Origin of the sequence: Prevotella pallens (assembly GCF_900454935.1) — a bacterium.
In the GTDB taxonomy this organism is placed as follows: Bacteria; Bacteroidota; Bacteroidia; order Bacteroidales; family Bacteroidaceae; genus Prevotella; species Prevotella pallens.
The window spans coordinates 168,597-195,047 of sequence record NZ_UGTP01000005.1 but is presented as its reverse complement, the minus strand read 5'-3'; the positions used below and the strand labels follow the sequence as shown (position 1 = coordinate 195,047).

Below are 26,451 nucleotides of genomic sequence, written 5' to 3'. Positions count from 1 at the left end.
TTGCAAGATGTAGACGGCGACGGCTACCTCGACATCGTAGAATCCGATAAGGAAAGTGAACTGAAAGTAACCCGCTCCGCCATCGGCAGAACGAACATGCTCAAGAGCGTGACCAACTCCCTTGGCGGAACCTTTACACTGGACTACGAACACAGCATGCCTACTTACGGACTTCCCGGTGGTAAATGGGTAATGTCGTCCGTAACCATTGACGATGGTATCCGTGATGATGGACCGATGATGAAGACGATGTTTGCCTATTCAGATGGACAGAAGGATCGCCACGAACGTGAGTTCCTCGGTTTTGGAAAGGTCGTAACCAAGAATATCGACACCGAACAGGGTGAATCCGCAGTCTATCGTCAGGCTGTGCAACTCTATGACGTGTCTACCTACTACGCACAGGGCAATGAGCTTGGAGCGTCTGTAGAGGATGCCAAAGGCAACAAATACACCGAGACACGCAATGAATATGACGGCTACTACCTCACTGCCAACGGTGACAAGTACACTTTTACCAAGCAGACCAAGCTCTGTAGCGACCGCGCTTCCGCTTTCGTACCGCTCCGCTATACCGCCAATAAACAGTATGAGGGACAGGCAACCGGCATCACTACCTCAGAGGCTTGGAACGAGTATTACCTCACTGGCTATCACGGAGAACTGAAGTCCTACAAGTTCAGTGATAAGGGTAAGTTGGGTGCTGACGGTTCGGGTAAGTTCGACTACCAAACCGCAATACAATATGCTCACAATGATAACAAACATATCTTCGGACTACCTACCAACGTAACCGTAACGGGCGGTGATGGTAAGATTTATCATCAAGTTTCTGCGACTTACGATTTGAACTATGCCGACCATATCACGCAGATTAAACAACAACTCGGAAGCGGCGAAGCTGTCTCAGACTATACTTATGATGCTTACGGCAACATCATCAAGACCACGCTTCCTGCTAACAGCAAAGGACAGCGCATGTGGTATACCTACCGCTATGAGCCGGTGATGAATATGTATGTGGAGCGCATAGACGATGCATTTGGCTACCGTAGCGAGGCAGCCAACTTCGACTACCGATATGGTATGGCACTCCGCCGTATGGATCTCAACCACTTCTATTATGAAACGGATATAGACAACCTCGGACGTGTGAAAGCTGTGCGTGGTCCTAATGAGTTGGCAACAGGTGTGCCTTACATCATTGCCTTTAACTATCAGCCTAAGGCTACTTTCGGCACCAACGGCATTACAGTGCCTGCTTACGCAGTGACGAAGCATTACGACATACAGCACCCAAGCGATGATATGGAGACCGTAACCTTCGTGGACGGTTTCGGGCGTCCCGTTCAGGTGAAGAAAGACGGTGTGGTTACCACAGCTGGCAAGGGTAGTGCTCCGAAAGACGAGACCGTAATGATTGTCAGCGGACGCAATGTCTATGACGCTTTCGGTCGTGTGGCAAAGGCCTACTACCCTGTAACCGAAGCTGTGGGAAGCAAGACAGCCTTCAACAAGACCTTTGACAACGTGTCGCCTACCGTAACAGTGTATGATGTACTCGACCGTGCTATGAAAGTAACACTTCCGGACAATGCTGAGACCAAGACGGAATACTCTACAGATGCAGGTAGCAATGCACTCGTAACGACTGTTACTGATGCGTTGGGTAATCGTCAGGCTACCTATACCGATGGTAGTGGCAAGACGGTGAAGACCGAGCAACTCAGCGGACCCGATGGTATCATTACCACTTCTTTCGAGTATGATGGTATCGACCGATTGGTCAAGGTAACAGACACCGAGGGCAACGTAACGACATCCGTCTATGATATGGGCGACCGTCGCACAGAGGTGAACCATCCTGCCAGCGGTATCACCACCTTTACCTACGATGCTTTAGGCAATGTACTCACCAAGCAGACAGCCAATCTCAAAAAGGAGGGCAAGACCATCAATTACGAGTACGACTACGGTCGTCTGACGGCTATCAACTATCCCGACCATCCGGAAAATAACGTGAAGTACCATTACGGTGGTATTAACTCTTCTCACAACCGTATCGGCAGATTGATGCTCCGTGAGGACGGCAGTGGCGCCATCGAATATTACTACGGTAAGATGGGTGAGGTCTTGAAGACGGTACGCACGCTGATTGTTCCCAACCAGGCTGTGGCAACCTACGTAACACAGTGGAAGTACGACAGCCACAATCGCCTATTGGAAATGATTTATCCCGATGAGGAAAAGGTAACCTACGGCTACAACCTCGGTGGGCAGGTAGACCACGTGCGTGGCTACAAGTCCTACGGTTACGACTATGTGAACAAGATAGGTTATGATAAGTTTGAGCAGCGCACCTACCTGAAGTATTGCAACGGAGCGGAGACGTTCTACAGTTACGACCCTGCACGCAGACGTTTGCAGAACCTCGTGGTCAATGCTAAGGCAGGTACTATTATGGATAATGCCTACAGCTACGATGCAGTGAGCAACGTGCTTGGTGTGAAGAACAATGCTCCGCTCCCACAAAGTGGCAAGGCAGGCGGGCAGATGAGCCATAGTTATACTTATGACCCACTATATCGTTTGGCAAGCGCAACAGGTACTTATAGGGGAACGGACAATAAAGCCGCTTCTTATGCGTTATCTATGGGCTACGACAATATGCACCGTATCACGAGCAAGAAGCAACATCTCTCACAGACAGGCGTACAGTTTGACGGCACGCTCAACGCAGGCTACGAACTCGCTTATACTTACGGCAAGGATGCGGGCAGAAAGTTCCAGCTTGACAATGTTCGTGATATTAACTACCGAACGGAAGAAACTCCTACGGAGAGTACCAATATCAACAACGGACACAAGTACACCTATGATGCCAATGGAAACCTTGTCTATATCAACACCTCTCGTGTAAAGAAAGATGGCAAGGAGGATGAAAAGGCAACTGAGCAGAAGTACCGTTGGGACGAGGAAAATCGCTTGTTGGCAGCCGATGAGAACGGATTTGTGAGCAACTATTGGTATGATGCCGATGGTGAGCGCACGGTAAAGACATCAGGCGAAAATGAAGCTATTTATGTGAACTCCGAGTTCTCGGGTGGCAACACCGGTACGGCAAGATTCTCACTCTATGTCAGCCCATACCTCGTTGCTGGGCAAGGTGGCAAGTACACCAAGCATATCTATGTGGGTAGCCAGCGTATCGTATCTAAGCTTGGCGACCTTGCAAGTTACGGTGCAGACCCAAGGCGAATACCTTATGCAGGCAATGAAGCTGATGGTCTTACCATTAACTACAAGGATAAGTACAACCAGCAGTTACAATCCATTAAAGACAATTACAAGGCGTTTGACCAACCTTATAACGGTAAGGACAATGACGACTATGTAAACGGTCAGGGTTTCTGCTGCAACGACGGTACGCCGGAGGCTGCGCAGGCAAGGGCGATGGCTAAAACGAATGCCAGCACACGTGCTGCTGTAGATAATAATTTCCATGACAAGGACACTTATGAAAAGATGCAGTTCTACTACCATCCCGACCACTTGGGCAGTAGTAGCTACATCACCAATCTTGACGGCGAGGTGGCACAGCACATCGAGTATGTGCCGTTCGGAGGAGTGTTCATAGAGGAGCGTAACAACACTTGGAACACGCCTTATCTCTTCAATGCTAAGGAGTTTGACGAGGAGACTGGCATGTATTACTATGGTGCAAGATACTATGAGCCGAGGTTGAGTTTGTGGATGAGTGTCGATCCCAAGGAAGAAGATTATCCAATGTCATCTACTTATTGCTTTGTTAATAATAATCCTATTATTTTTATAGATCTTCGAGGTCTAGATTCATATTATACAGTGGATGGGGAATATCTTGGAGATAATAATAAGAAAACTCAATATGTATATGTTGTTTCTGCTGGTGGATATAGGCAGTACAAGAAAGGGCATTATGCAATCACTCGCAATAAAGCAATACAGCTTCGTGATAATAAGAATAATCCTATAACAAAAGATGATTTTAATGATTTGGCAGGAACGTTATATGCAGAAATGTCTAATAATAAAAATAATACTTGGTTAGAGGCCGCTGCTATATACTCTGTTTTGGAAAATCGAGGAAACGAGGATGGTAAAAGTACCTTGCAAGTAGCATCAGGTGGAGGTATATATGGATATTCCAAAAGGTCTAAAATATCAAGTGACCTTGCACCTAAAAATCTTGTTAAAAATGCGTATAAGGGATTAATTCGTGGAATTCTTGATAAGAAAGATTATTCAAATGGTGGATATTTCTGGCATGGGGAAGATTTTTCTATAAAGACTCAAAAAGCCTACAAAAGTTATTATAAAGTAGGATTTCATTTTACCGACAAGTCACATGACATTTGGAAAATGGGAGATCATCCTTCTCCAAACCCTAAATGGTCATATCAGTATGAATCTACAGCCGCCTATGGTGGCACAACCTTTATGCGTTTATCCAATAAATGGATGAAAGAAAATAATAGTAACCATTGGTCAGGAGGAAGAAAAAAATGAAAATACAGGTAAATTATTTTCTAACATTTCTATTCATTTGTCTTATAGGAACTTCTTGTTCCTATAAGACAAAGTGTAGAGGCATAAGTATCAACGAAGTTCATACTACAACTAAACATGCAAGTATGAGATTCTCCTCCTTGGCTACGTTTTCAAAGAACAAGACATCAGCATTAAAAAATTATCGAAAGTTTAACATAAGTAGGAGCATCAAAAAATCAATCAAACTATCCAATTGGGCAGAAAATATGGAATATCCTCCCGACGTCTTTATCTGTGAAAATGGTTATTATTTTTTATTATCTGTTACAAAAAATCCAACAGGACTAGATACAAATTTTTACCATTGGATTGTTTTAAATAATGATGGTAGAGTTGTTGATGAATTTGTAAGCTTATCTAAAAATATCAATAACTGCTATATGGAAAAAGGGAAACTACACATGGTTGTATATGACTATGATGATGAGTTTTTTTTAAAGGAGCAATCAGAATTGATTCCGATAATAATAAGGGATTTTATAGTTGAAGATAGTTTAGCTTTGAGTAAAGAAAGTAAATTTTACGTAGAAGAGGGCTAATATCAGTAAATAAAAATTCGTTGGTCAAATTAAAGCGTATTTAACTGTCCGATAGGCTTATGATTGATGAGAGTAAAATACTACAACATGGTGAAAGCAGCGACTTTGCCTTAGCCTCTATCTTTGCCCCATCGATGTATTCCATGTCAAGGGTCACTAAGCTTCGATCAGCAAGTAGCACCATCAATTGGGTGAACACGTTGTTTAGCTCGTCTCTGACACGGTTGTGGAAGCAGTTGATGGTGATGAAGTTGGGCTTTTCGTATCCTATAATCCCAATGAAGTGGGTGTCATGGAGGAGCGATTATACAGGAACATTCCATTGGACATAGACAATATGGAGGGGATGCATCTAAATCACATTTCAATGTTAGGGTAATGCTTCAAATCAGGAGTTATTATAATAACCATCTGATTATCAATGTGATTTTTTAAGATTAGGCGTAAAGGCAGGGAAAGATTCTCTGCCTTTTGCTATGTACGCTCGGCATGAGCATTATCTAACGGGTGGAAGTCCCGAGTAAGCCCTAATAGCGGGAATTACATAGCCAAGTGCAAGGGTATTCATCGTGAGATGAAATCTGAAGGAAGCTGGCGGCAAACATCTGACCTAACGAACAGAAACTTCATATAAGGCATATGACCATGGACAAGATTGCATACTATTGCTGTCCGGTAAAAATAAACTGAAAGCTCTGTATCCCTTTATCCATCGGTGTTGCAGCCGTTTTACTTATCCATGGGCTTGGTTTTCTGTTTTAAACTGTAAGCATTATAAAATGTGCTTATTTTAACAAGGAAAGCCCTATAATAACCAAATAAATTAACGAAATCATAAGTTTAATCCTATTTTATCTAACACAGATAACTCCCAAAAGTTTTATCGGACACCAATAATTTAGAATAAGAACCAAGACTTTTTAAATGAAAGAGCCGTGATAATATAGTTTAAATATTCTCTGAAAATTACTTTGTTTCAAAAAGTATTTATACCTTTGCACTCGGAATACAAAAAGAGGCAAATAATTGCAGTTTGCTTTTGTTTTGATGCAATTGTTCCAATAACCTTTGCGCAAGGTTGATACAGCCCCGTCTGGGTAAAAAGGCGTATACTTTCCAAGAAACGTTAGATTCCAGGATTTAAAACATTAGTAGTTTTTTAAAGAAAGGAAACAGACAATGAAAAGAGATTTTAAGTTTGAAACCCTTAATGGTGAATCTATGTCCAATGTAAAAGGAGGAGGAGGCGAGCTAACAAAGGACACCCATATGTCACAGTCAACGGATCATGCGTGTGGTAGTCATGGTTGCCAATTTTCATCAGGGCTGCTCATCAATAGAGGGATAGTCTTATAGTCAAACAGAAATAGAATGAGAAAACAAATCCTTTAGGCATTGGACATGGAAGCATAAAATTTTCTCAAACCAATTCTGATTGACTATAGAAAAGTTGCGAATCAGATAGTATAACAACTTTCTAAAATGTATAATGGGTGTGCTACTAATTTTTAGCACACCCTTAATATATAAACAAAAATGACAAGTGTTTGCAAAAATGATTTGAAAGAATTTGATTTTAATAATCAAATATACATATTAGACCCACTAGATTTGGAATTGTATCATATATATTCTCCATTAGATATAGAGCGTTTATATGAAAGTGTCATTATGCCCAAAAGAAATAGTGTAAAAATATCTTCGAGTTATAACTTTGACAAATCAAGTAGAAAAATAGATGTTGTTAGTTTGGACATTTCTCACGGATGTACTTTGAAATGTTCTTATTGTTATTTGTCAGCAGGGTATCATAAAAAAGAGATGATGTCTAAAGAGCGCTTTTTAGAGATACTAAAATTTCTTGCTAAAAATAATTCTAGTAATGTTACATTTTATTTTGCAGGAGAGGGAGAGCCAACTTTAAATTTCAATTTATTAAAACAAATTCCAAAGCTATGCAAGGAATTCGGATTTGAAAATAGTCATTTTGAAATAACGACAAATGGCACATTGTTGTCTTCTTCTGTTATTAAATTTTTTGAAGAGGAAAAATTTACTGTAGCTATTAGTCTTGATGGAGATAAGGAAAATGATAGCAAACGAGTATTTCTAAATAACAAACCAAGTTTTCCTTTAGTCATCAAAAATATTCTTACCCTTAAGAAAACTAGAATAAAATTTGCGTGTAAGGCAACAATTATGCCAGAGAATAAGCATATTGTACAAATGTTCCATTTTTTCGAAGATAACGAAATTCCTTTCTATCATGGGTTCGCTACAAGAGCATTTAATGACAGTTATTTGCCTCAAATAGAAGATGTAAATAATAATCTTAAGCAACAATTTAGTCTTTTAGTTGATTATTATGTATCTAGGATAAAGAACAATAAGTATGTTTACGCTCGCAAACTTATAGAAGACATAAGAAGAATCCAATGTAAGACAACGAGCTATACTGGATGTAGTGCTGGGATCAATTCCTTTTATTTCAATCTAAAAGGGGATATTTATGTTTGTTCTAGCCATAATAGTTGTAAAGAATTATGTGTTGGAAATATTCATGATGGTATTGATTACGAGAAAATAGACAAACATAATTTTTACCCAAAAGAAGTTGGTAGGTATGAAAAATGTAAAGATTGTTGGTTAAGACATCTTTGCTCTGGTTCATGTATTGCTGCAAAATGGCTTGAATCTAAGGATACGACTATACCATCAGCATATCATTGTGCATTAAACAAAATGTATTGGGAAGCAATTATTAGAATTTTCATACAGATACAACCATATATTAAGAATAATGTAAACTTCGGAGGTTAGCTATGAATAAAATGTTATTTTTCATAATTACGATACTTTTTGCTAATTTGTCAATAGATGCGCAGTCTTACAAAATATATGGCCATGTGTATTTTCATGACAAATCGCAACCACTTTCGTATGCATCTGTCAAAAATTGTAATACTCAACAAGTCGTATTGTCAGATTCCGTTGGATATTTCGAAATCCAAGTGAACAAAAATGACAGCCTTACTTGCAGTTATATTGGGTATGCGGATAAAGTTGCATCCATCTCGGATGAAAAAACAATAGATTTTTGCCTAGATAACAATGTACAAAATCTTAATGAAGTTGAAGTAATTGGTAGAAGAAAGGCTATCCAAATGTCACATGGTGGTTTTATTATCAACATGGATGTGATTAATAAAAATGGGAAATTGTTTTCTGACATATTGCCACAAATACCCTTGATTAATATTAAAGGTGGTATCATATCTATGGTAGGTAAAAATGAAGTCCTTGTTTTCTTGAATAATCACCAACTTTATTTAAAAGGTGATGAATTAATAGCTTATTTGAATTCTTTAGGAGCAGAAAACATTCAAAAAATTCAAGTACTATCAACTCCACCAGCAAAATATGAAGCCAACGAGAATATTGGCATTTTAAAAATTGAAACACTGAAAAAAATAAACCCGGGATTACAAGCTAATTTACTGGGGAAAGGGAGTATTGCCCACTATTTATCTTATGGTACTTCCGCAAAAATTCTCTATTCAAGTAAAAAGTTTAGTGTAGAGACCGCGGTATTAGGTAGTTGCGAAAAACTATTCACGCATAGTCAATATAGTAATATATTCAAAAATTATATAGTATCTACAAATTGTCCTAAAAAAAGCGAGGAAAATTTTGCTGGAATATTAACAAATTTAAATTTAATTTTAGGTCAACATGATAATATATCAACAATGTTACAGTTGCCGTTACTTAGTAAAATTAATAATCGAGACATTGCTAATGATACGAAATATTTTTCTATAAACAATATACAGGAAGATTCTATAATGTCATCTAAAGGATATGGAAAGTCAGCTAATTATCAAACGAATTTAGAAATAAATTATGCTCATTCTTTCAATGACAAATCTAATCTCAATATTACACTTGGCTACATTAACAGCTATGAAAGAAACCATAGGAATTGGCTTTCACTTACAAAAACGGCATTAACAACATTAGATGAAAATTTTTATAGTGCAGGTCACCAAAAGAATGATATATATACTTTCAAAATGGATTTCGACAATTCGTTTAAGAATTGGAAATTTAGTGAAGGATATAAATTCTCTTATATCAACACAAAGTCATATAATGAAGAGGATGAAAAATTGGTTTATTCTACTTCACACAACTTGTTTGGATATAGAGAAGCTAACAATGCTTTATATGTAAATGCAGAGAGTTCAATAAAGTCAATTCAACTAAGTTTGGGCTTGAGAGCAGAATATACTTATACAAAAGGACTCTCTTATACTTTAAACACTATCAATAACAACCATTATTTAAGGGTATTTCCTGTTGTAGGTATAGAATACTTAATAAATAATAGTAATACTATAAGTATTGATTATTCTGGAAGAATTAAGAGACCAAATTTCCAACTATTAGACCCTTTTAGATGGTATACAAGTAAATATGATTACTCAGAGGGAAATCCATTCATGAAACCGTCTTATATACATAATGTAAGCTTGTCTTATATGTGCAACAATTCATTTTATACAAAAATGTATTTTACTAAGACCAAAAAAGATTTTGGGAAAATGGTATTTTTGGATTCAGAAAATATTCAAAATCAAGTAGAACGAGCAGGAAACTTCTTTGACATATCTACTTTTGGGATTAATGTCGAATATAATTTTCAGTTGGGTTCTTGGTTAGAAACTAATTTGACTGGAGATATTACATATTCAAGCTATATTTCAAATCAGACATCCTTTAAGAATGTAAAAGGTTGGGGAGGTGATTTTTCGTTGAACAATTCATTTTTTTTAAGTAAAAGATTGACTGGCTTTTTGTACATTGAAGATGACATACCTGGATATTATAATTATAGAAAGGCAAAAAATGCCTTTCTTTTAAACTTAGGGCTGTCGTATACAAACAAAAATAAGACTATGATTGTTAGCATTAAAGCTGAAGATTTATTCAAAACATCGAATCCAAAATATTCTTATTATTCCAATGGGATTAAACAGAAATTTAACAACTATTATGATAGTCAACATTTGGAAATAACTTTAATTAAAAAAATTGGAAATGTTTTTAACAAAGCAAAGCCAACTTTTCAGTCATCAAATTCTGAAGAAAGAAATCGCTTATAAACTCTTAGAGAAAAATAGTGCGGTAATGTAGATTTCAAAGTAACAAATGAAGAATCATTTTCCTATAGAATATCAGTATGATAGCATGCAATGTGGTATAGCTAGTTTGCAAATGGTATGTAAATATTTCGGCAGAGAATACTCTTTGGATTCTCTGTCGAAACTTTGTTTTGCTACTGCGGAAGGAGTCTCTCTGTTAGGTATCAATGAGGCAGCAAACACACTTGGCTTGCATACTACATGCGCTAGAGCAACAACTATGGTGCTAGGTGAAGTCCCTTTGCCTTGTATCCTTCATTGGAACCAAAATCACTTTGTTGTCTTGTATAAGGTAAAGAAAGGGAAGAAGTTCTATGTTGCAGACCCTGGAAAGGGATTGGTCACTTATGGCTTAGAAGAGTTCAAACAGCATTGGATAAGCACGAACTCCAATGGTGAGGACAAGGGCATTGCTATGTTCTTGGAAACTACTCCTGCGTTCTTTACTTATAAGATGCAAGGTGAAGAGAACATCAAAGAGAAGCGGTTTTTCCGCTTTCTCTTTGGGTATGTGAAGAAATACCGCAAGTATTTCGGACAAATCATCTTGGGTCTGATAGTCGGGAGCCTCCTGCAGCTTGTTCTGCCATTCCTTACCCAATCCATCGTGGATGTCGGCATCAAGAATCAAGATATTGGCTTTGTTTGGCTTATTCTGTTGGGACAGTTGATGCTTACAATCAGCCGAACGGCAATAGACTTTATCCGCAGATGGTTGTTGCTTCACATTTCCTTACGTATCAACATATCATTGGTAAGTGACTTCTTCATCAAGCTATTGAAACTGCCTATGTCTTTTTTTGATACGAAACTCATGGGCGACTTGATGCAGAGAATGAACGACCATAGCCGTGTGAACAACTTCCTTACTCAGCAGACGCTCAACATCGCTTTTGCCATGCTTACTTTCGTGGTATTTTCGGTGGTGCTGTTTTTCTATAACAAATTGGTGTTTGTCATTTTCTTGTTGGGAAGCATTCTCTATGGTGTATGGATGACCTTATTCTTGAAGCGAAGAAAGGTACTTGATTACGAACTGTTTGAGCAGCAAGCTATCAACAACAACAAAACTTATGAGTTTATCACCTCTATGCAAGAAATCAAGTTGCAGGATTGTGAGCAGCGCAGAAGATGGGAATGGGAGGACACGCAAGCAGACCTATTCGGGGTACAGATGAAATCACTCAAACTCCAACAGACACAGGAGGCTGGAAGTATCTTCATCAATGAGGTGAAGAACATCATCATTACGGTAGTTGCAGCTACCGCCGTGATTCATGGGCAAATGACACTCGGTATGATGCTTGCCGTGCAATACATCATCGGACAGCTCAACTCACCAGTGGGGCAACTGATGAACTTCTTCTATTTTCTGCAAGATGTGAAGATTAGCTTGGAGCGAATCAACGAGATTCACCAGATGGATGATGAGAATGGAAAGGAAGGCTTGCTAACTTCTATTGAAGATAAGAATGAGGGCATTGACATCAAGAGCATCATATTCAAGTACGACCAACATGCTTTGCGCAAAACCATAGATGATGTGAGCATTCACATTCCGCAAGGTAAGGTAACAGCCATCGTTGGCGCATCTGGCAGTGGAAAGACCACCCTCATCCGTTTGATGCTTGGTTATTATTCTGTCTTGAAGGGAAAAATCAACATTGGAAATACTGACATCAACAAACTCAACAAAAAGTGGTGGCGCAGACAATGTGGTGTTGTCATGCAGGATGGTGTTATCTTCTCGGAGAGTATCGCAAGAAATATTGCTGTTGATGATGGCGATATAGACAAGGAAAGGTTGTTGAAAGCTGCCGAGATAGCTTGCATCAAGGATTACGTGATGGCTTTGCCTCTGAAGTTCAACACCAAGATTGGGCGTGATGGCGTGGGACTGAGCCAAGGACAGAAACAGCGTATCTTGATAGCAAGGGCGGTGTATAAGAATCCCGACTACATCTTCCTTGACGAGGCGACCAACTCGCTCGATGCCAACAATGAGAGAAGCATCGTAGAGAACTTGGATAAGTTCTACAAAGGAAAGACGGTTGTGATAGTGGCTCATCGCCTAAGTACGGTGAAGAATGCCGACCAAATCGTTGTCATCGACCATGGCAAAGTGGTTGAGGAAGGCAACCATGAGTCTTTGACCGCCAAGCGAGGGGCATACTATAACCTTGTGAAGAATCAGTTGGAATTGGGAAACTAAAATGCTTTTGATATGGAACAGAAAGAAAGAGAATCAGAAAATATCGAGTTGAGAAGCGAGAAGGTGAGGAACGTGATAGGCAAGGTTCCTACTCGCCTCGTCAGCTTGGGAACGGTTGTCATTACGATAATAGTCCTCGCCCTCGTAGTTGCTTTCTACAAGATACCTTATCCTATATCCATAGATGCTAATGGTGAGGTCATCAATCAAAGAATAGTGCAAGTGTTCGTGCCATATAAGTATTTGTACCTTTTCGATGAGCCAAGGACGGCTCATGTATCTTTCGAGGGCAACGATAATGCATCTTATAACTGCGACATCATAAGCCATAATGCAAAACTCATACATAGGGAAGATGGCAACTATTTTATGGCAATAGCCACAGTGAGTACACAGGGACAAAATACCCCAATGTTGCAACAGTACATGAAAGCCTATGGCAGAATCATCGTCAGTAATAAAACGTTATGGCAGCAGGTATTCGGATAAACTATATCCGAATACCTGCTGCCATAACGTTTTATTACCGTCTACAACATACAAATCCTATTTTCCTAACATTGATAACTGACCAAAGATGGATTGGGCAATCACAGCACGATACTAACGTTGGGTGTTATGATTTATCAGCATTCACTCTTGTCTATCCCTAAGGGATTTTGTCAGTTGTACTGCTTGTTGTTGCAGTCTGATAAGAAGTTGGGAATAAGTTTCAAGTTTACTGAGCAATCGTTGAGCAGTGGCAACAGAATGATAAGTATTGAGGGCTTTCACGGCTTCGTTGTATAGCACGCCTATCTTATGAGTCATGGCAACGATTTCGGAGAGTTTCTCCAAGTAAGGCTCTTTTGCAGGGTCTTGGGTGATGATCTTAAATGCTTCACCTAAAAGTCTTGCTCGGACAAAATCACTTTTCGTTTTTGCTCCCGACTTGCGGTAGAGTCTGATAAGCTTCTGCTGGTCTTCGGAATTAGGTATCCTGATGTGCCATCTGTCCCATCTTGGGCAGGTGGCACATCTGCCGTCTGGCTTCTTTTGTTTCTGCTTTTTCATTGCTTTCTAATCACGACTTTGGAGTGATTTAATCCCCTTTCGGGGCAAGGGTCTTTGTGGTACAAACGGCAGTTTGTGGTACAAAGACACACCTTGCCAGTATAAAGAAAGAGATAGTTTGTTATGTTCCATAAAGTAACCTTTCTGGGGTGCTTTTGATAGATGAGAGTTCAAAGTTCAAAAAGTAAGTCAAGAGATAAGTTTAGACTAATTTCTTGACTTACTGACTTTATGAGCTGACATATTTTTGACTAAAGTTAATTTTGACTTAGGTCGAAACTATTTTTTTGACCAAAGTCATAACTGACCATTTGACTTAAGTCGCGACTGATTTCTTAACTTAACTCATAACTTACCTGTTTGCGGTATTGGATTATAATGCCTTTCAAGCATAGTCTGTATGTCGCTCTGTTTGTAAAGTATCTTCCCTCCGATTTTGTAGAAAGGAAGTATTCCTGCATTTCTGTACTCTTGGAGCGTACGTGTGCTGAGCTGTAATTGGCTGCAAACCTCTTCACCAGTGAGGTAAACCTCTCCACCCAACATCGAACGGGCAGTGGCGCAATAACGCTCCAGTTTCTTTAAGATGCCCTCCATCAGTTGTGCAAACATCTGCATCTGAGGGTCTTGCTGTGTAATGATTTCGTTCTCTGCCATAGTTTATTCATTTTTTGAGTTCAGTATCTCCATGATGTCACTCTCCTTGTAATAGCACTTATGTCCAATCATTGAATAAGGAATTTTACCCGTATCTCTGTATGATTGTAGGGTACGCTTGCTGATACCCAAACGCTTGCACACGGCTTCGTTGTCGAGCCATTGCTCGGTCTCAGGAGGATTACCGATAAGTTTCTCCACACGATGGATAAAGTCTGCAAATTCGGAGCGATGTCGCTCCCACGCTTTGCGGTCGATGATAATGAGTTTCATTGCCTTAATTTTGTTTTGATTACTTTATTGTTACTCAGCAAACAAACTGTTATGCAGTCCATTGCCGTACTTCTCGGGTGCAAAAGTAAACCCTCGGAAGCACCGCTGCAAGAAATGAGGATAAGCAGGGAAATAGAAAGAAAGCAATAGAAAAACAAAGGAAATCCGTCTGTGTTATTGCGGTAATGAGATGAGGTGCCGGCTCGTTCCTTTTATTATTTTGTTGTTTTATCGATAATTCGATAGTTCGACAAATCGAGATGTCGAAGTGTCGATAGATAGTTTTATCGATAGATTATTTTGACGATATATAGTTTTGACAACAGATAGTCATGACAACAAATTGTACAAACAATAGATTGTCCGTATTATCGTCAGTCCTATCTGTTGTTAGTTGTTACGCCTTGCGTCCAAAGAGCCTGAGTATGCCGTATTCTTGTCGTGCCTATACTCTCTACGGCAGCCCAGCCCTGCAAGGTTGGGAGAGATGAATACGACCGCATGGATATAGAAAATGGCAATACCACCTTGAAACAGAAAAATCCTGCGGTGGAGATTCTTCTCTCCATCCGCAGGACTCGACCTTTCAGGGCAGATAGGCTACCGTTGTACCTTTGCACGATAAGAAACGGCTTCAGGGGCTTTGCATGTGCCTTTGCTTACAACGCCTTTGGGCTTACCCCTCCGTCTGACCGATTATTGGCAGATGATTGCTCTTGGTGAGCAGCACTATTGTGCCTGTGAGTTCGGTGTAAAGACGGCCGTATTGCTCGTCAGAAGCCAATGTGTCCGTCAAACCGAACTTGTCGAATGTGGCTTGAATAGCCTTGTTCGACAACAGTATAGGTACGAGTTTCTCTGGGAGCGGTGCAGGAAGTTCCCTTTCAAACTCGTTTTCCAACACGGATACAAGCGTATCATACTTGGAAAAGTGCAAGCCTTGATACAATGCCTCGCTTGCCATGCTCTCCGCTTCAATGTGTGTAAAGCCTTGTGCTACAGCATCGCAGTAAACTGTGAGAGCCATATCTGCCCGTGCAGTGATAAACTCCGTATCTTGCAACTTTTCGGGGTGATGCTCACTCATGTAACTTCTTAATTTCAATCGAAAATAGGAAAGTTCCTGTTTGTTGTGCTGTTTCATCTTTATCTTCATCTTCATTTAGCGTTGATATTCAATGATGGTTGCTTTGCAGCCAAAAGAAAAACTGCTTGCTCTCCGCTTGGCTTTTTGGGCGGGCAGACACGCAAAGCCTCTCTAAGTTTCCTTGTGATATTGCTGCCCATGAGTGGCTGCATCTCACGGGCAATCTTACCCTTGCTGACCTTTGCGTAAAGTTCGGTGGTGGAAATGAAACGGTGTCCGAGCATCTTACTGACGGTTTCTATCGGCAGACCGTTCTCCAAGCAGATAGTTGTCGCAAAAGTATGTCGTGCCGTGTGCGAGGTGGCTTCGGTATGAGGTGGGAGTCCTGCCTTGATGATGATGTCCCTTATCTTGCGGTTGAAATGGCTATTCGTGGGGAACTCACGAAAGAGCAAACCCTCCTTTCGTCCGTCACTGACAATGGTGAGTATCTCTTCGGCAATGGGCAACAAGGGGACAATGCTCCTGTTCTGTGTCTTTGTGCGACAGAGCGATATGTACCTACGCCCATCCCCGAATGTATAAACATCGTCCATTCGGAGTTTCTTTAAGTCTGAGAATGCCAGCCCCGTAAAACATCCCAAGAGGAAAATAAGTCTGCAATGGTTGTCTGTCGAGCGGTGCGGACGGTAAGCCAAGAGTTTTTGCAGGTTGTCCGCCGTAAGTGAATTGCGCTCGTAGGTAGGCGTTTCTATGTCTATGAGTTCAAAAGGGTCTTCACGAACGTATCGCTCCTGCAATGCCTTGCGAATGACCTGATGCAAGTGGCGTAGGCGGTTGCTGACACTGCTTTCCTTGTTTCCCAAGTCCCGAAGCATGAAAAGGCGATAGTCCTCAAGCAAAGTCTTGTCCACCTCCGTGGGCATACAGTCTGCCTTGTCCCTTACTTGCAGGAAATGAACAAAACTCTTGTAGCTATCCTTAAAAGCCCTGACAGTTGCCTTGCTTAAGGTTCTGCCCTGCAATTCCTCCTTGTATTCACAAACGGATCGATATAGCTCCGTAAGTGTTGGCATGGGGCGACTTTGCTGCATATAACGCTCCTTGAGGTATTCCGCCGTGATATAGTTTTCTTCCCTTAATGTACGTTCATAGAGTGAATGCAAGCACTCTTCTATTGAGTTCAGTTGCAGATTGATGCCGCTTGAATTACCTGCTGTCGCCTTGATGCGCCCTTTTCGGGCAAGCCACTCATCGGGGGAAGTTTGCAACTGCGTGGAAAACGATGAGGACGTGCCGTTGCAGGTGATACGGCAACGGATTACGCATACTCCGTGTTCATTGGTCTTGCTTCTGTCCGTGTAGAATAGTATGGAAAATGTACTTTTCATTGTGCTGCGGTTTTAGTTGGTCAGTTGATAATGTGCGAGTTGTGGAAGTATTTTCTCTATGTCCAGAAAGACACGCTCGGGAGAAGTCTCCGCATACACTTGCGTGGTTTTGATTTGACTGTGTCCGAGCATTTTGGAAACGCTCTCAATGGACACGCCCTCCGACAGTGTCATCTGCGATGCGAAGGTATGCCGTGCCATGTGATAGGTCAGCGTTTTCTGAATACCGCAAAGCCGTGCTATCTTTTTGAGGTGTATGTTTACCGTGTCGCATCCGGGTATGGGCAGCAGATACCCCTTGGGCGGTTCGTGTCGGAAAGCCCTCGTGTGAATGCCCCGATAACGCTCGATAATGGCAGCGGCTTCGGGAAGTAGGGGGATGTGGCACACGTTGCCCGTCTTCATTCTCGGCTTACGTATCCAAGTCATTCCCGCTTCGTGAAAGATGTGCTGCTCCGTCAAGTGATACACGTCGGTATAGGAAAGTCCCGTCAGGCAGGAGAAAAGGAACATGTCCCTCGACACTTTTTCATAGCCTTGCAATTTATCTTCTCCCAAGGCTGCGATACGACCTACCTCCTCCCTTGTGATGTAACGTGGAGTACCCACTTCCCAACGAATGGAATGGTTGATGAAGGGATAGGTGTCAATGATATGCCGTTTATGCAGGTCTTTGAGCAAGGATGCCAGCATGGAGAGATAACCAGCCGAAGTGTTGAGTTTGAATCCCTTTTCTTTGGCGAAGTAGTCCTCCAAGTCTTTGATGAGGACTGTGTCCACTTTCTGTACGGGAATATCCTCCACATGATAGCGATACCTGACGAAGTTTGCCAGATGCTTGCGAAAGAGCAACAGGCATTTTAGTCTGCGTTCGCTGCGGTCTATGCCCACACGCTCACGGAAGCGGTCGATATACTCGTCCGTATGATGCAGCAGTTCTTGTGATTCGCTATTTAGTCCGAATACAAGTTCCCGTACTCTCTCTGCCGTAATGGGGGCATCGGAGCTACCCGAAAGAGACTCATAAACCTTGTATATGCTCACCTGAAGGCGGTCAAGTTCCTTGTTTACCGATACGGCTTCGGCACTCTTGCCCAGCAGTCGGTTCTTGCGACTGTCCCACAAACGAGGAGTACACGAGCATTTGCAACTGAACTGTACCATAGAGCGTCCTGCACTGATGCGTCCCATGATGGGACTTTTTCCGTTTTTGTCCTGCGTACCTCTCTTGAGGTAGAAAAGCAGCTTGAATTTTTCTTTTTCCATTGTTTTTTACTTGCAAAATTACACTTCTTTGAGGAACTTTGAGCGATGCAAAACACTGATAATGAAAGAGAAAACACCGTTTTAGTTACCACTTTCAGCCGTCCTTTTCCTTTCATCGTTTGTCGAACGATTTGGTAACTGAACTCCCTCCTTTTCGCTCCCTTTTCTGCCTGTTTCCTATGATGCAACCCTAAGAAGAAACAAGCAATATCCGCTGTATTTCAGTCAGATATGAGTTTTATGCCATTTTCTGCTTTCTACTCCCATACTTCCTACCAACATTAATAAAACTACGGGAAAATGAGAAATAGTACAAATATATCAGTCTTGATAGCATTATGTATTCTTTTGGAGAGCTTTTCTATTGGAAAAAGCTCTCCTAATGAAACTTTTCTATATTGTGAATTAGATATTCGGGATAAATCAAGCTATCCTATTACGATGCGAGCAATAACAGAAAACCTTAATTGGGATACTATAAATTTCAATAACACTGCAAGTTTTTTGTCAAGTTTTTATAGTCAAGGACATTTTGTTCCAAATTTTTTAATATACGATAAAGTTCTAGTAAGAATGTCCAAAGTAAATAATGATAGTCTTTTAGTAAGATATTTAGGGCAAGGGCAACGACTGATGAATAATTTGTATTCAAATAGCCGTCTAATAGATTTTAAGTTATGTGATGGTAAAAGTGTGAGCATGAGGGTAACCCAAATCACTGGTAAATTTTCTATTTGCAAAAAAGAAAACATTGTACTTCCAACGGTTTCAGATGAAATCCCTATTACAGAAATAAAAGAAATTGTCGATATTTATATCCCAATAGAGATATTTAATTATAGAAAGCCTCCAAAAAAGAAATGTAGAAATTGTCTTTATAAATCAGTATGGACATATTAAGGTCTTTTATCTCAGGTGCCTTGCTCCACTTCCCCAAGATCAGCGGGCAGATGAGCCATAGTTACTCTTATGACCCACTATATCGTTTGTCAAGCGCAACGGGTACTTATAAGGGAACGGACAATAAAGCCGCTTCTTATACGTTATCTATAGATTACGACAACATGCACCGCATCACGAGTAAGAAGCAAGACCTCACGCAGACGGGCGTGCAGTTCGATAAAAATGGGGTGCTTAATCATAGGCTGTTAAGTAAATATGAGGGTTCTTCTGACAATTTCTCAGCCCTAAAAACATTATCAGAAAGTTCTACTAACTATCTATTTAATGTTTCCGATAAAGATATTAATGGAAAAGCGTTCTTTGAAAAAGGTACTAACCGCGATTACCCAAATAATTATTTATATGGTATTACGAATCTTCCTAATGCTGAAAATGATCCATCTCCAGACGAAAATGTATATATTTTTACAGCCTCATTTCTTGATGAAAGAACACAAGCAAAAAATACTGCGCACGAGGGGTATGGACATGCCTACTTCTACGAATTAAGTAAAAAGGATCCTTCCATAGATCCTAATCACACACGTGGAAAAATAGGTATCCAAAAAGAGTATGACTCCGAATTAAAAATGGAAATAAAATTTCCTGTTTTTGGTAAAACTAATACAAGATTAGAACGGCAAATAAGTACTGTAGAACAGCAGGCATTAAAAAACTATGATGAAAAAAACAATTAGTATCTTCTTGCTATTTTGGGCTTCGTGTATGTCTCAGAATCAATTTGCATATCCCTCCACAAGGAGGGAGTGCATTAATTTACTTACAAAAAAAATTGTATTGAACATACCCACTCCTGTCTATTTGAAGAAAGAAAATTACGAAGAGGGTGTAATATATACTTATATTTTTAAAGATGGTGGATGTATTCTTATTCACGAAGGAGCTCTAATGCAGTTTGATTTAGATTCTTATAAACCTTTAAAAGTAACTCATAAAAAAACATGTTTTATATCTTATGGAATAGAAAATGATAAATTCTGGAAAAAATGCGTTTATGGTAGTGTCCGATTATACTATCGTGATGTACATAAAGATAATAGACCGAAATACGAAAAGATATTTAGAACAATGAAGATATTAAATATAGAATAAGATTTCTATGGTTATCAATTGCGAGTATGATTACGGACGTCTGACAGCTATCAACTATCCTGACCACTTAGGTAGCAGTAGTTACATCACCAACCTTGATGGCGAAGTGGCACAGCATATCGAGTATGTGCCGTTCGGTGAAGTGTTCATAGAGGAGCGCAACAATACGTGGAATACGCCGTACCTCTTCAACGCTAAAGAGTTTGATGAGGAAACAGGTATGTACTACTATGGTGCAAGGTTCTATGAGCCAAGGTTGAGTCTGTGGATGAGTTGTGATCCTATGGAAGAAAATACTCCATTCTATAGCACGTATTCTTATTGTCTCAATAATCCTATTTTACTAATAGACCCAGATGGAGCCTATCCAATTATAACAATAACAAAACAAAAAACTGGTAGAACGACTTGGCAAAGAATTATAGGTTATACAGGACAAAAAAGAAATATAATTACAAGGGTAAATCTTTATAAAGTAATAGTCTGTGATACAGAGGATAAAAACCACCATATAGAATTTTCTGTTACAAGAGATGCCTTTATTATGAGGAAGGGGGCTAGAAATGGCAAAAAAATAGTTCTATCTAATGTCGCTTATGAGCCTAAAAACGGAAAAGATAATAGTTATACGGCACAAGTTATAGACTATCCTAAAGGAAATGGTACCAAGGCATTGAAGTTAACACAATATGGGTCTGAGGTAATCTATGCGGATCCTAACAATATTTCTGTTGAAATGGAGTATAGAAATAAAAGTGATGTTGCTGCTGAGGTTATGATGCATGTTGGTGGTATATATAATCTAAATGGGAAGAATCATTATGCTGCCTCAGAAGGATGTTTTGGAATTGCAAATAGCGATAAGTTTTCTTCTAACGCTTACACAAATAAAATATTAGATAGTATTATAAATCAATCCCCAAAAAGCAAAACAAATAAGGGTAGAATAGATGTCATAATAGAGAAAAGAGATGTGAATAAAATACTACAGATCAAAAATGTAGAAATAAAATGAAAAAGATAGATTATTTAATTGCATTTTTCATATTGTTATACTCTTGCTCAACTAAAGAGCAAGAGTATGAATCTTTCAATGTTTTATACTGTAAGGAATTATCCCAAGGATTACATTATAATGTTAGTGATAAGATTATAACATATAAAGAGAGGAAGTATTTCGTAAAAATGATAGGATATTATATAAAGAGGAGATTAAACAATGTAGATATATATAGAAGTGATGGTATTCTATCTTATACAAATAATGAACTAAAGTCCGACAAGCATCTTATAAAATATATAGACATCCCATTAAACAGAAAGATTATAATTCTACAAAAAACACTTTCTGATAATGGTACCGTTTTCACTTATGAACAAAAAGGAGATTCCATATTTGTTAATCGGGGAAATGGAATTATTATATATGTTAATGAGATCCCGTAATCAACTTGTGACAAAGGTTTACAATCCTGTAACCTGAGCAGGAGGAAGCAAGGAGTAATGTTCCAAATCGGGAGTTAATGCAGTATTCCCTATTTCAATTTTTTAATAATATTGCCATAATGTTAAAACATTTCATATATATAATATCTTTGTGCTTCTGCATATCTGCAGAAGCACAAAGATTGAATAAAGAAGTTTTATATGATGATGCTATATGCAGACTGCATAAAATTCTGTTGCAAGCTTCATATTTAAATACTTCTGATACTCTTTATATTATTCTAAATGACAAGAGTATTAAAGTAAAAAAAGTAAATATAATTTCTAATGACTTTCCGCAACTTAGAGTAGGAGAAAGTCGTTCTATATATATACTAGACACAATGGAATCTCATGGCAAAAAACTATGTATACATTTTAATATATGTCAGTTAATACAGGAGTCTATTTCAAAACGCCGAATAGTTTCATCAGGATGTTTCGTATTTTTTTATAAAGTAAGAAAGAGCAAGTATTATTACTATACTTATAAAGATTATGGGATTTAGTCGGTAATGCTCCAAATCGGGAGTTATCCCAATAACTACCTGATTCTTAAAGAATGAGCATTAAGATTCCAACTGTTCCTTCCAATGGTTTTCAAAATGTAATCTATAAATATGATAATGGAGATACGTTTACATTAGTCCAAGGAGCAGTTTCACGAAAGATAGGAGATAAAGTTGAAATAATACCAGGTAGTGGTTTATTCGCACCTGTAACAGAAGTTAATGCGACAGGACAATTGAAATCAGTTACTAAAAAGAGTCAAAATGATTAGAGTTATATTATTAACTTTTTTGTTTCTTCTTGGGTCATCAGCGATGGCTCAAGAAGAATATTTAACCTTAAAATGTGTAGATATTTTCTATACAAAAACTCACAACTTAGGTTTTGTTAATAAGGTTATATGTTGTCGTAATGAAATGAATGGAGATACATTAATGGTAAATCAAAAGATTCCTATCACCGCTGTTTATGATGGATTTAGGATCTATGACAAAGGATTACTTAATGGCATCTTTCCACGCAAGAATAATGTATATATAATTGTTATACGACCAATAAATGTTTCTGTCATAACCGATCTTCCGTACAATTATTATGCTATAAACTGCATCTTTGAAAATGATAAATCTCCTAGATTTTATGAGATTACAAAAAACACAAACGATAAATATCTTGGTAGTTATCAGAGATACATAGATATAGATAATAAGCTATACTTGATAGTCCATATTTCGAAGTTGTATGGCGACTGACGAGAACGTAAAACTTATACATACAAGAATTAGACACACAGGTAATGCTCCAAATCGGGAGTAATCCCAATAACTACCTGATTCTTAAAGAATGAGCATTAAGGTTCAAAATATGATGTCATACACTCTAAAATATGACGTCTCAATCTGACGGATATGACGTCTAATCCTGGTAAATATGACGTCTCATTTTAGTAAATATGACGTCATAAACAAAAGAGTAAAAACGTGGTACGAAAACGCAAGCCACAATAGTGATAAATAACAGAATGTATAATATTAAAACAACAAGACTATAACTATATATAGTTTACACTTACCTATACAAGGGTATTAAAAACCGTAAGCAATAAACTGGAAAGAACAACGTTAAATAATTGATAACCACAATTAATTAGATATTATGATTGAATTTTAAGTAAAATCAAAAAAGCAGCATATATCGGTGAACATAAGAGACAGACCCAAGACGAATACCGTATGCAGGCAATGGCACGCACAAGAGCTGTAAACGGTAACTTCAAACCCAACGACGACTACGAGAAGATGCAGTTCTACTACCATCCTGACCACTTAGGCAGCACTAGCTACATTACCAACCTTGATGGCGAAGTATCGCAGCATATCGAATACGTTCTATTTGGGGAAGTTCATTTGCAAGCCATCTGCTAGTTCGTTTCTGCCCAACTAGAACGACTTTTTTTCTATTTAAATATTTATCCATTACTCGCTTTTATTTGCTAATGCAAATGTAATTCTTTTTATTTTGATTTTATTTGAAAAACCAAAGAATCTACTAGAAAAGCTAAAAATAAGTGTTTTCTGCAAGTTTTTTAGCATATAAATGTGAGAAAGCGACAAGAATATGAGTTTCTCTTGTCGCTCTATAAAACATATTGCGGCTACATCACTCCGCTGACAGGTACACTCACTATATCATGTACAGGAAAATTCTCGCAACCGATATAGAGGGTGTCGAAAGCGTCGGAGCCGGCGGTGCGGTGTTCGAGGAGGTCTTCCTCGGATTCGGCGAGTTTCTCGCCTGACTTGTCCTTGCGGAAGCCGTTGCGCCCTCGGCTCACTCCTGCCGACTGGATGGCAAGGATAAGGTTGGGGCTGTTGGAGCGGTTGAAGAATGGCATGAGGCGTTGTTTGCCTGCGAAGCCTTGGTTGATTAGCAGATACATCTCGTCGTGGCGCATCGGGTTGCCAAGGTAGGAAAAAGGTGTGGATTATGCATATAGGTTTTTGATTCTAAACAAAAAGAAACTTTTGTCTCTGACTCCTCTCAGATTCGTTCTGAATAATTTTATTTTTGAGTTGAAAGATTCTGCTGCTGCATTTGATGCTCTATTGTTGTAAAAATTAAGGATATCATCATAATGCTCATAGAATGTAGCTGCAATAACATTGAAAGAATCAAACCCTGCCTCTTCCACCTTATTGTACCATTTAGCCATTGATAACCTTGCTGCATTTTTGATGGTATTCTTGGCAAAAATCATTCTTAAGGAATGACACAGACCATAGGCCGTCTGAAGCTTAGGATAAAGTTCGAAGAGTATCTTAGCTCTCTGTTTCTGTGAGTCTGTCCATTTCTCTGAAGACTTGAACAGAAGATATCTACTCCTGGCTAGCAGTTCCTTCTTCGTATCTCCATTCTCAAAGGTGCGAGGTTGATATTTCTTTCCTATAAGTTTGGCTTCCTCCATTTCATCATTTGCCTCCTGTATGGCTCTCCAACGATAGTCTATCCTCATCTGCTGTACAGCATCACAGGCAAGCTTTTGAACATGAAATCTATCAATGACTCTTTTGGTTTTAGGGAAGCTATGGCGTACTATCTTACGCATACTGTCTGACAAGTCTAGTGTTACCTCCTCGACCTTCTCACGCTTTTGTTCATCTATCCTATCGAGTGCCTCACATACCTTCTCAGACTTTGTTCCAACAACCACTGCTACAAGGCAGCCCTTCTTGCCATGTCTGTCCCTATTAGTTACTATCGTATAAAGTTCTCCGTTGGAGAGAGCGGTCTCATCTATAGCAAGATGTGAACCAATATTATCAGCAAACAGAAGCCAGTCCTCAGCGTGATCTAGCTGATCCCAATCCCTATAGCCGCTAAGCACCTCCTTATATTGTTTCTCAAACTGATGTCCATCGATATGATAAAATTCCTCAAGCGTACGGCAGGTCACTGGGGATGTCTCCATACGTTTCTTTTAAAAAAGCTCCGAACTCTTTGGAATAACGAGTACCGGAGGCTGTAATATCAATCTGTAAAGGAAGAGAGAAACTCTTGCCTGTATGCGTATCTAACCAACGACGACGGCGAAGAATAAGAATAACTTTATGGTCACGAATAGGGAAGTCGGTAACCTCAACAGCGTCCATGAAGCCTTTAGACTCAAAATGAAGGTCATCGGAAAGTTCTTTCTCCATCTTCTCATCAAGATGGATACGCAATAATGAAGGACTAGGTTCTATTTTAACCACAGAGAAGTATTTCAATACATCCTTAGGGAGAACCAACGATGCTAAATGATATAGATAAGTATCTTCCATAATGCAAAGGAAAGAAAAAGATATCAAATAAAGAAATTTCCCCACCTTTTTCCTACTGAGCCTGTGAGGTACTGATGCGAGAAATGGAAATCAAGGACAGGACCGCAAAGAAATACATAGCCTATATGAAAGAACAACGTATCTTGGCACAAGATACTAGTGGTAACTATCAAAAAGGAGAACTATGCCGTACATAGATTATAAAACCGAAGACACTTGGCAGAAACGATTGTTTGATAAACTGATGCGTGTCGAGGACAAACTCAACCGCCTGCTTGTCCTGCAGGATCAATCTGTTGATACAACTGTCCATCCTCCCTTGAAACCGGAATACTTGGATATCATAGATGTATCCAAGATTCTCAAAGTGGAGCAAAAGACCATCTATAATTGGGTGTGGACAGGAAAAATTCCCTATCTCAAAGCCAATGGCAGGTTACTTTTTCTCAGGGAAGAGATTGACGAGATGCTGAGAAGGCGAGATAGTTGGTGATGCGTATTTGTTGGTTTTTATTGTTGTTTTGTTGTGTAAATGCAAGCAGTTACATTACAAAATAACGGTTACAAAATTGGGTTCTGCGGGATTTAGTGTGAGTTAACATATGTATAGATCACCATAGATGAATAGAATCGCTATCCGATAGCGTTCGGCAGTACCATATCCTCTGCCGATGGTCTTGATTTCTTCATACAGACTACAAAGATACGAATTTCGTGCCGCTTAATGCGGGATACGGCATGTTAATTCACACTAAATCCCGCAGAACCCAAAATTGAAAATACGTACATTAATACTGGCATAGCTCGTT

General features: G+C 39.3%; 21 protein-coding genes and 5 pseudogenes. 16 read left to right on the top strand and 10 right to left on the bottom strand.

What is annotated here, in order from left to right; translation table 11 throughout:
- A partial coding sequence (locus DX009_RS13015; RefSeq protein WP_277354555.1) for a toxin TcdB middle/N-terminal domain-containing protein occupies positions 1-4,548 on the top strand: 4,548 nt, incomplete at its 5' end.
- Positions 4,545-5,129 (top strand): hypothetical protein, encoded by a 585-nt coding sequence (locus tag DX009_RS13010; protein WP_115084396.1) that lies wholly within the window; start codon positions 4,545-4,547, stop codon positions 5,127-5,129. The genes DX009_RS13015 and DX009_RS13010, both read left to right, overlap by 4 nt.
- 106 nt (positions 5,130-5,235) lie before the next feature.
- Here the strand turns inward: DX009_RS13010 and DX009_RS13700 are convergent.
- Positions 5,236-5,430 (bottom strand): annotated as a pseudogene (locus tag DX009_RS13700) (IS5/IS1182 family transposase); the annotation flags it as partial.
- A 1,235-nt stretch (positions 5,431-6,665) separates the two neighbouring features.
- On the opposite strand from DX009_RS13700, the gene DX009_RS13005 reads away from it, so the two are divergent.
- Genes DX009_RS13005 through DX009_RS13695 form a run of 4 tightly spaced genes read left to right on the top strand, consistent with a single transcriptional unit; the run spans position 6,666 to position 13,034 of the window.
- Complete coding sequence (locus DX009_RS13005; protein WP_115084395.1) at positions 6,666-7,949, top strand: radical SAM/SPASM domain-containing protein; 1,284 nt, start codon at positions 6,666-6,668, stop codon at positions 7,947-7,949.
- Positions 7,950-7,951: 2 nt separating this feature from the next.
- Positions 7,952-10,294, top strand: a complete 2,343-nt coding sequence (locus tag DX009_RS13000) for an outer membrane beta-barrel family protein (protein ID WP_245944679.1) — start codon at positions 7,952-7,954, stop codon at positions 10,292-10,294.
- A 46-nt stretch (positions 10,295-10,340) separates the two neighbouring features.
- Complete coding sequence (locus DX009_RS12995) at positions 10,341-12,545, top strand: peptidase domain-containing ABC transporter (RefSeq protein WP_115084394.1); 2,205 nt, start codon at positions 10,341-10,343, stop codon at positions 12,543-12,545.
- A gap of 48 nt (positions 12,546-12,593) precedes the next feature.
- Complete coding sequence (locus DX009_RS13695) at positions 12,594-13,034, top strand: hypothetical protein (protein ID WP_245944678.1); 441 nt, start codon at positions 12,594-12,596, stop codon at positions 13,032-13,034.
- Positions 13,035-13,178: 144 nt separating this feature from the next.
- Here the strand turns inward: DX009_RS13695 and DX009_RS12985 are convergent, their stop codons facing one another.
- From DX009_RS12985 to DX009_RS12955, 6 genes are all read right to left on the bottom strand, one after another.
- A complete protein-coding gene (locus DX009_RS12985; RefSeq protein ID WP_115084393.1) occupies positions 13,179-13,598 on the bottom strand; it encodes a plasmid mobilization protein in 420 nt (139 codons plus the stop codon).
- Positions 13,599-13,943: 345 nt separating this feature from the next.
- A complete protein-coding gene (locus tag DX009_RS12980) occupies positions 13,944-14,255 on the bottom strand; it encodes a helix-turn-helix domain-containing protein (RefSeq protein WP_115084392.1) in 312 nt (103 codons plus the stop codon).
- Positions 14,256-14,258: 3 nt separating this feature from the next.
- A complete protein-coding gene (locus DX009_RS12975) occupies positions 14,259-14,528 on the bottom strand; it encodes a helix-turn-helix domain-containing protein (RefSeq protein ID WP_004351902.1) in 270 nt (89 codons plus the stop codon).
- A gap of 676 nt (positions 14,529-15,204) precedes the next feature.
- Positions 15,205-15,672 (bottom strand): DUF1896 domain-containing protein, encoded by a 468-nt coding sequence (locus DX009_RS12965; RefSeq protein ID WP_115084404.1) that lies wholly within the window; start codon positions 15,670-15,672, stop codon positions 15,205-15,207.
- A 14-nt stretch (positions 15,673-15,686) separates the two neighbouring features.
- Entirely contained in the window at positions 15,687-17,006 is a 1,320-nt protein-coding gene (locus tag DX009_RS12960) for a site-specific integrase (RefSeq protein WP_115084390.1), read from the bottom strand.
- Positions 17,007-17,018: 12 nt separating this feature from the next.
- On the bottom strand, positions 17,019-18,272 hold the full coding sequence (locus tag DX009_RS12955; RefSeq protein ID WP_115084389.1) for a site-specific integrase: 1,254 nt from the start codon (positions 18,270-18,272) through the stop codon (positions 17,019-17,021).
- Positions 18,273-18,572: 300 nt separating this feature from the next.
- On the opposite strand from DX009_RS12955, the gene DX009_RS12950 reads away from it, so the two are divergent.
- From DX009_RS12950 to DX009_RS12910, 8 genes and pseudogenes are all read left to right on the top strand, one after another.
- Positions 18,573-19,172, top strand: a complete 600-nt coding sequence (locus DX009_RS12950; protein ID WP_115084388.1) for a hypothetical protein — start codon at positions 18,573-18,575, stop codon at positions 19,170-19,172.
- Positions 19,173-19,207: 35 nt separating this feature from the next.
- Positions 19,208-19,411, top strand: a pseudogene (locus DX009_RS13860) (sugar-binding protein); the annotation flags it as partial.
- A gap of 481 nt (positions 19,412-19,892) precedes the next feature.
- Positions 19,893-20,327: a hypothetical protein gene (locus tag DX009_RS12940; protein WP_245944677.1), complete on the top strand. Its 435-nt coding sequence runs from the start codon at positions 19,893-19,895 to the stop codon at positions 20,325-20,327.
- A gap of 55 nt (positions 20,328-20,382) precedes the next feature.
- Positions 20,383-20,688 (top strand): annotated as a pseudogene (locus DX009_RS13855) (RHS repeat domain-containing protein); the annotation flags it as partial.
- 650 nt (positions 20,689-21,338) lie between these two features.
- Complete coding sequence (locus DX009_RS12930; protein ID WP_115084386.1) at positions 21,339-21,773, top strand: hypothetical protein; 435 nt, start codon at positions 21,339-21,341, stop codon at positions 21,771-21,773.
- Between the two features lie 601 nt (positions 21,774-22,374).
- Positions 22,375-22,593 carry a hypothetical protein gene (locus DX009_RS12920; RefSeq protein WP_115084384.1) on the top strand — a complete coding sequence of 73 codons (219 nt, stop codon included), beginning with the start codon at positions 22,375-22,377 and terminating at the stop codon, positions 22,591-22,593.
- A gap of 43 nt (positions 22,594-22,636) precedes the next feature.
- The gene (locus DX009_RS12915; RefSeq protein WP_115084383.1) at positions 22,637-23,074 is read left to right on the top strand and encodes a hypothetical protein; all 438 of its coding nucleotides are present in this window, start codon (positions 22,637-22,639) and stop codon (positions 23,072-23,074) included.
- Between the two features lie 483 nt (positions 23,075-23,557).
- A pseudogene (locus DX009_RS12910) lies at positions 23,558-23,734 on the top strand (RHS repeat domain-containing protein); the annotation flags it as partial.
- 242 nt (positions 23,735-23,976) lie between these two features.
- Here DX009_RS12910 and DX009_RS12905 read toward each other — a convergent pair.
- Genes DX009_RS12905 through DX009_RS12895 form a run of 3 tightly spaced genes read right to left on the bottom strand, consistent with a single transcriptional unit; the run spans position 23,977 to position 25,642 of the window.
- Positions 23,977-24,276, bottom strand: a complete 300-nt coding sequence (locus DX009_RS12905; RefSeq protein ID WP_245944674.1) for a hypothetical protein — start codon at positions 24,274-24,276, stop codon at positions 23,977-23,979.
- Between the two features lie 30 nt (positions 24,277-24,306).
- The gene (locus tag DX009_RS12900; protein WP_115084382.1) at positions 24,307-25,290 is read right to left on the bottom strand and encodes an ISAon1 family transposase; all 984 of its coding nucleotides are present in this window, start codon (positions 25,288-25,290) and stop codon (positions 24,307-24,309) included.
- The gene (locus DX009_RS12895) at positions 25,256-25,642 is read right to left on the bottom strand and encodes an ISAon1 family transposase N-terminal region protein (RefSeq protein ID WP_115083410.1); all 387 of its coding nucleotides are present in this window, start codon (positions 25,640-25,642) and stop codon (positions 25,256-25,258) included. Before DX009_RS12895 ends, DX009_RS12900 begins: the two co-directional genes overlap by 35 nt.
- A 62-nt stretch (positions 25,643-25,704) precedes the next feature.
- On the opposite strand from DX009_RS12895, the pseudogene DX009_RS12890 reads away from it, so the two are divergent.
- Both DX009_RS12890 and DX009_RS12885 read left to right on the top strand, forming a co-directional pair.
- Positions 25,705-25,839 (top strand): annotated as a pseudogene (locus tag DX009_RS12890) (AAA family ATPase); the annotation flags it as partial.
- Positions 25,827-26,135, top strand: coding sequence for a helix-turn-helix domain-containing protein (locus tag DX009_RS12885; RefSeq protein ID WP_115084381.1), 309 nt, complete (start codon positions 25,827-25,829; stop codon positions 26,133-26,135). The pseudogene DX009_RS12890 and the gene DX009_RS12885, both read left to right, overlap by 13 nt.
- The last annotated feature ends 316 nt before the right edge of the window (positions 26,136-26,451 follow it).

What these genes read in the sequence shown, in the direction of transcription:
- DX009_RS12885 (WP_115084381.1), top strand. Translation starts at nt 25,827, where the DNA reads ATGCCGTACATAGATTATAAAACCGAAGACACTTGGCAGAAACGATTG.
- DX009_RS12940 (WP_245944677.1), top strand. Translation starts at nt 19,893, where the DNA reads ATGATGAAAAAAACAATTAGTATCTTCTTGCTATTTTGGGCTTCGTGT.
- DX009_RS12915 (WP_115084383.1), top strand. Translation starts at nt 22,637, where the DNA reads ATGGCTCAAGAAGAATATTTAACCTTAAAATGTGTAGATATTTTCTAT.
- DX009_RS12975 (WP_004351902.1), bottom strand. Translation starts at nt 14,528, where the DNA reads ATGAAACTCATTATCATCGACCGCAAAGCGTGGGAGCGACATCGCTCC.
- DX009_RS12900 (WP_115084382.1), bottom strand. Translation starts at nt 25,290, where the DNA reads ATGGAGACATCCCCAGTGACCTGCCGTACGCTTGAGGAATTTTATCAT.
- DX009_RS12920 (WP_115084384.1), top strand. Translation starts at nt 22,375, where the DNA reads ATGAGCATTAAGATTCCAACTGTTCCTTCCAATGGTTTTCAAAATGTA.
- DX009_RS13005 (WP_115084395.1), top strand. Translation starts at nt 6,666, where the DNA reads ATGACAAGTGTTTGCAAAAATGATTTGAAAGAATTTGATTTTAATAAT.
- DX009_RS12985 (WP_115084393.1), bottom strand. Translation starts at nt 13,598, where the DNA reads ATGAAAAAGCAGAAACAAAAGAAGCCAGACGGCAGATGTGCCACCTGC.
- DX009_RS12980 (WP_115084392.1), bottom strand. Translation starts at nt 14,255, where the DNA reads ATGGCAGAGAACGAAATCATTACACAGCAAGACCCTCAGATGCAGATG.
- DX009_RS13010 (WP_115084396.1), top strand. Translation starts at nt 4,545, where the DNA reads ATGAAAATACAGGTAAATTATTTTCTAACATTTCTATTCATTTGTCTT.
- DX009_RS12960 (WP_115084390.1), bottom strand. Translation starts at nt 17,006, where the DNA reads ATGAAAAGTACATTTTCCATACTATTCTACACGGACAGAAGCAAGACC.
- DX009_RS13000 (WP_245944679.1), top strand. Translation starts at nt 7,952, where the DNA reads ATGAATAAAATGTTATTTTTCATAATTACGATACTTTTTGCTAATTTG.
- DX009_RS12965 (WP_115084404.1), bottom strand. Translation starts at nt 15,672, where the DNA reads ATGAAACAGCACAACAAACAGGAACTTTCCTATTTTCGATTGAAATTA.
- DX009_RS12930 (WP_115084386.1), top strand. Translation starts at nt 21,339, where the DNA reads ATGAAAAAGATAGATTATTTAATTGCATTTTTCATATTGTTATACTCT.
- DX009_RS12995 (WP_115084394.1), top strand. Translation starts at nt 10,341, where the DNA reads ATGAAGAATCATTTTCCTATAGAATATCAGTATGATAGCATGCAATGT.
- DX009_RS12950 (WP_115084388.1), top strand. Translation starts at nt 18,573, where the DNA reads ATGAGAAATAGTACAAATATATCAGTCTTGATAGCATTATGTATTCTT.
- DX009_RS12955 (WP_115084389.1), bottom strand. Translation starts at nt 18,272, where the DNA reads ATGGAAAAAGAAAAATTCAAGCTGCTTTTCTACCTCAAGAGAGGTACG.
- DX009_RS12895 (WP_115083410.1), bottom strand. Translation starts at nt 25,642, where the DNA reads ATGGAAGATACTTATCTATATCATTTAGCATCGTTGGTTCTCCCTAAG.
- DX009_RS12905 (WP_245944674.1), bottom strand. Translation starts at nt 24,276, where the DNA reads ATGCGCCACGACGAGATGTATCTGCTAATCAACCAAGGCTTCGCAGGC.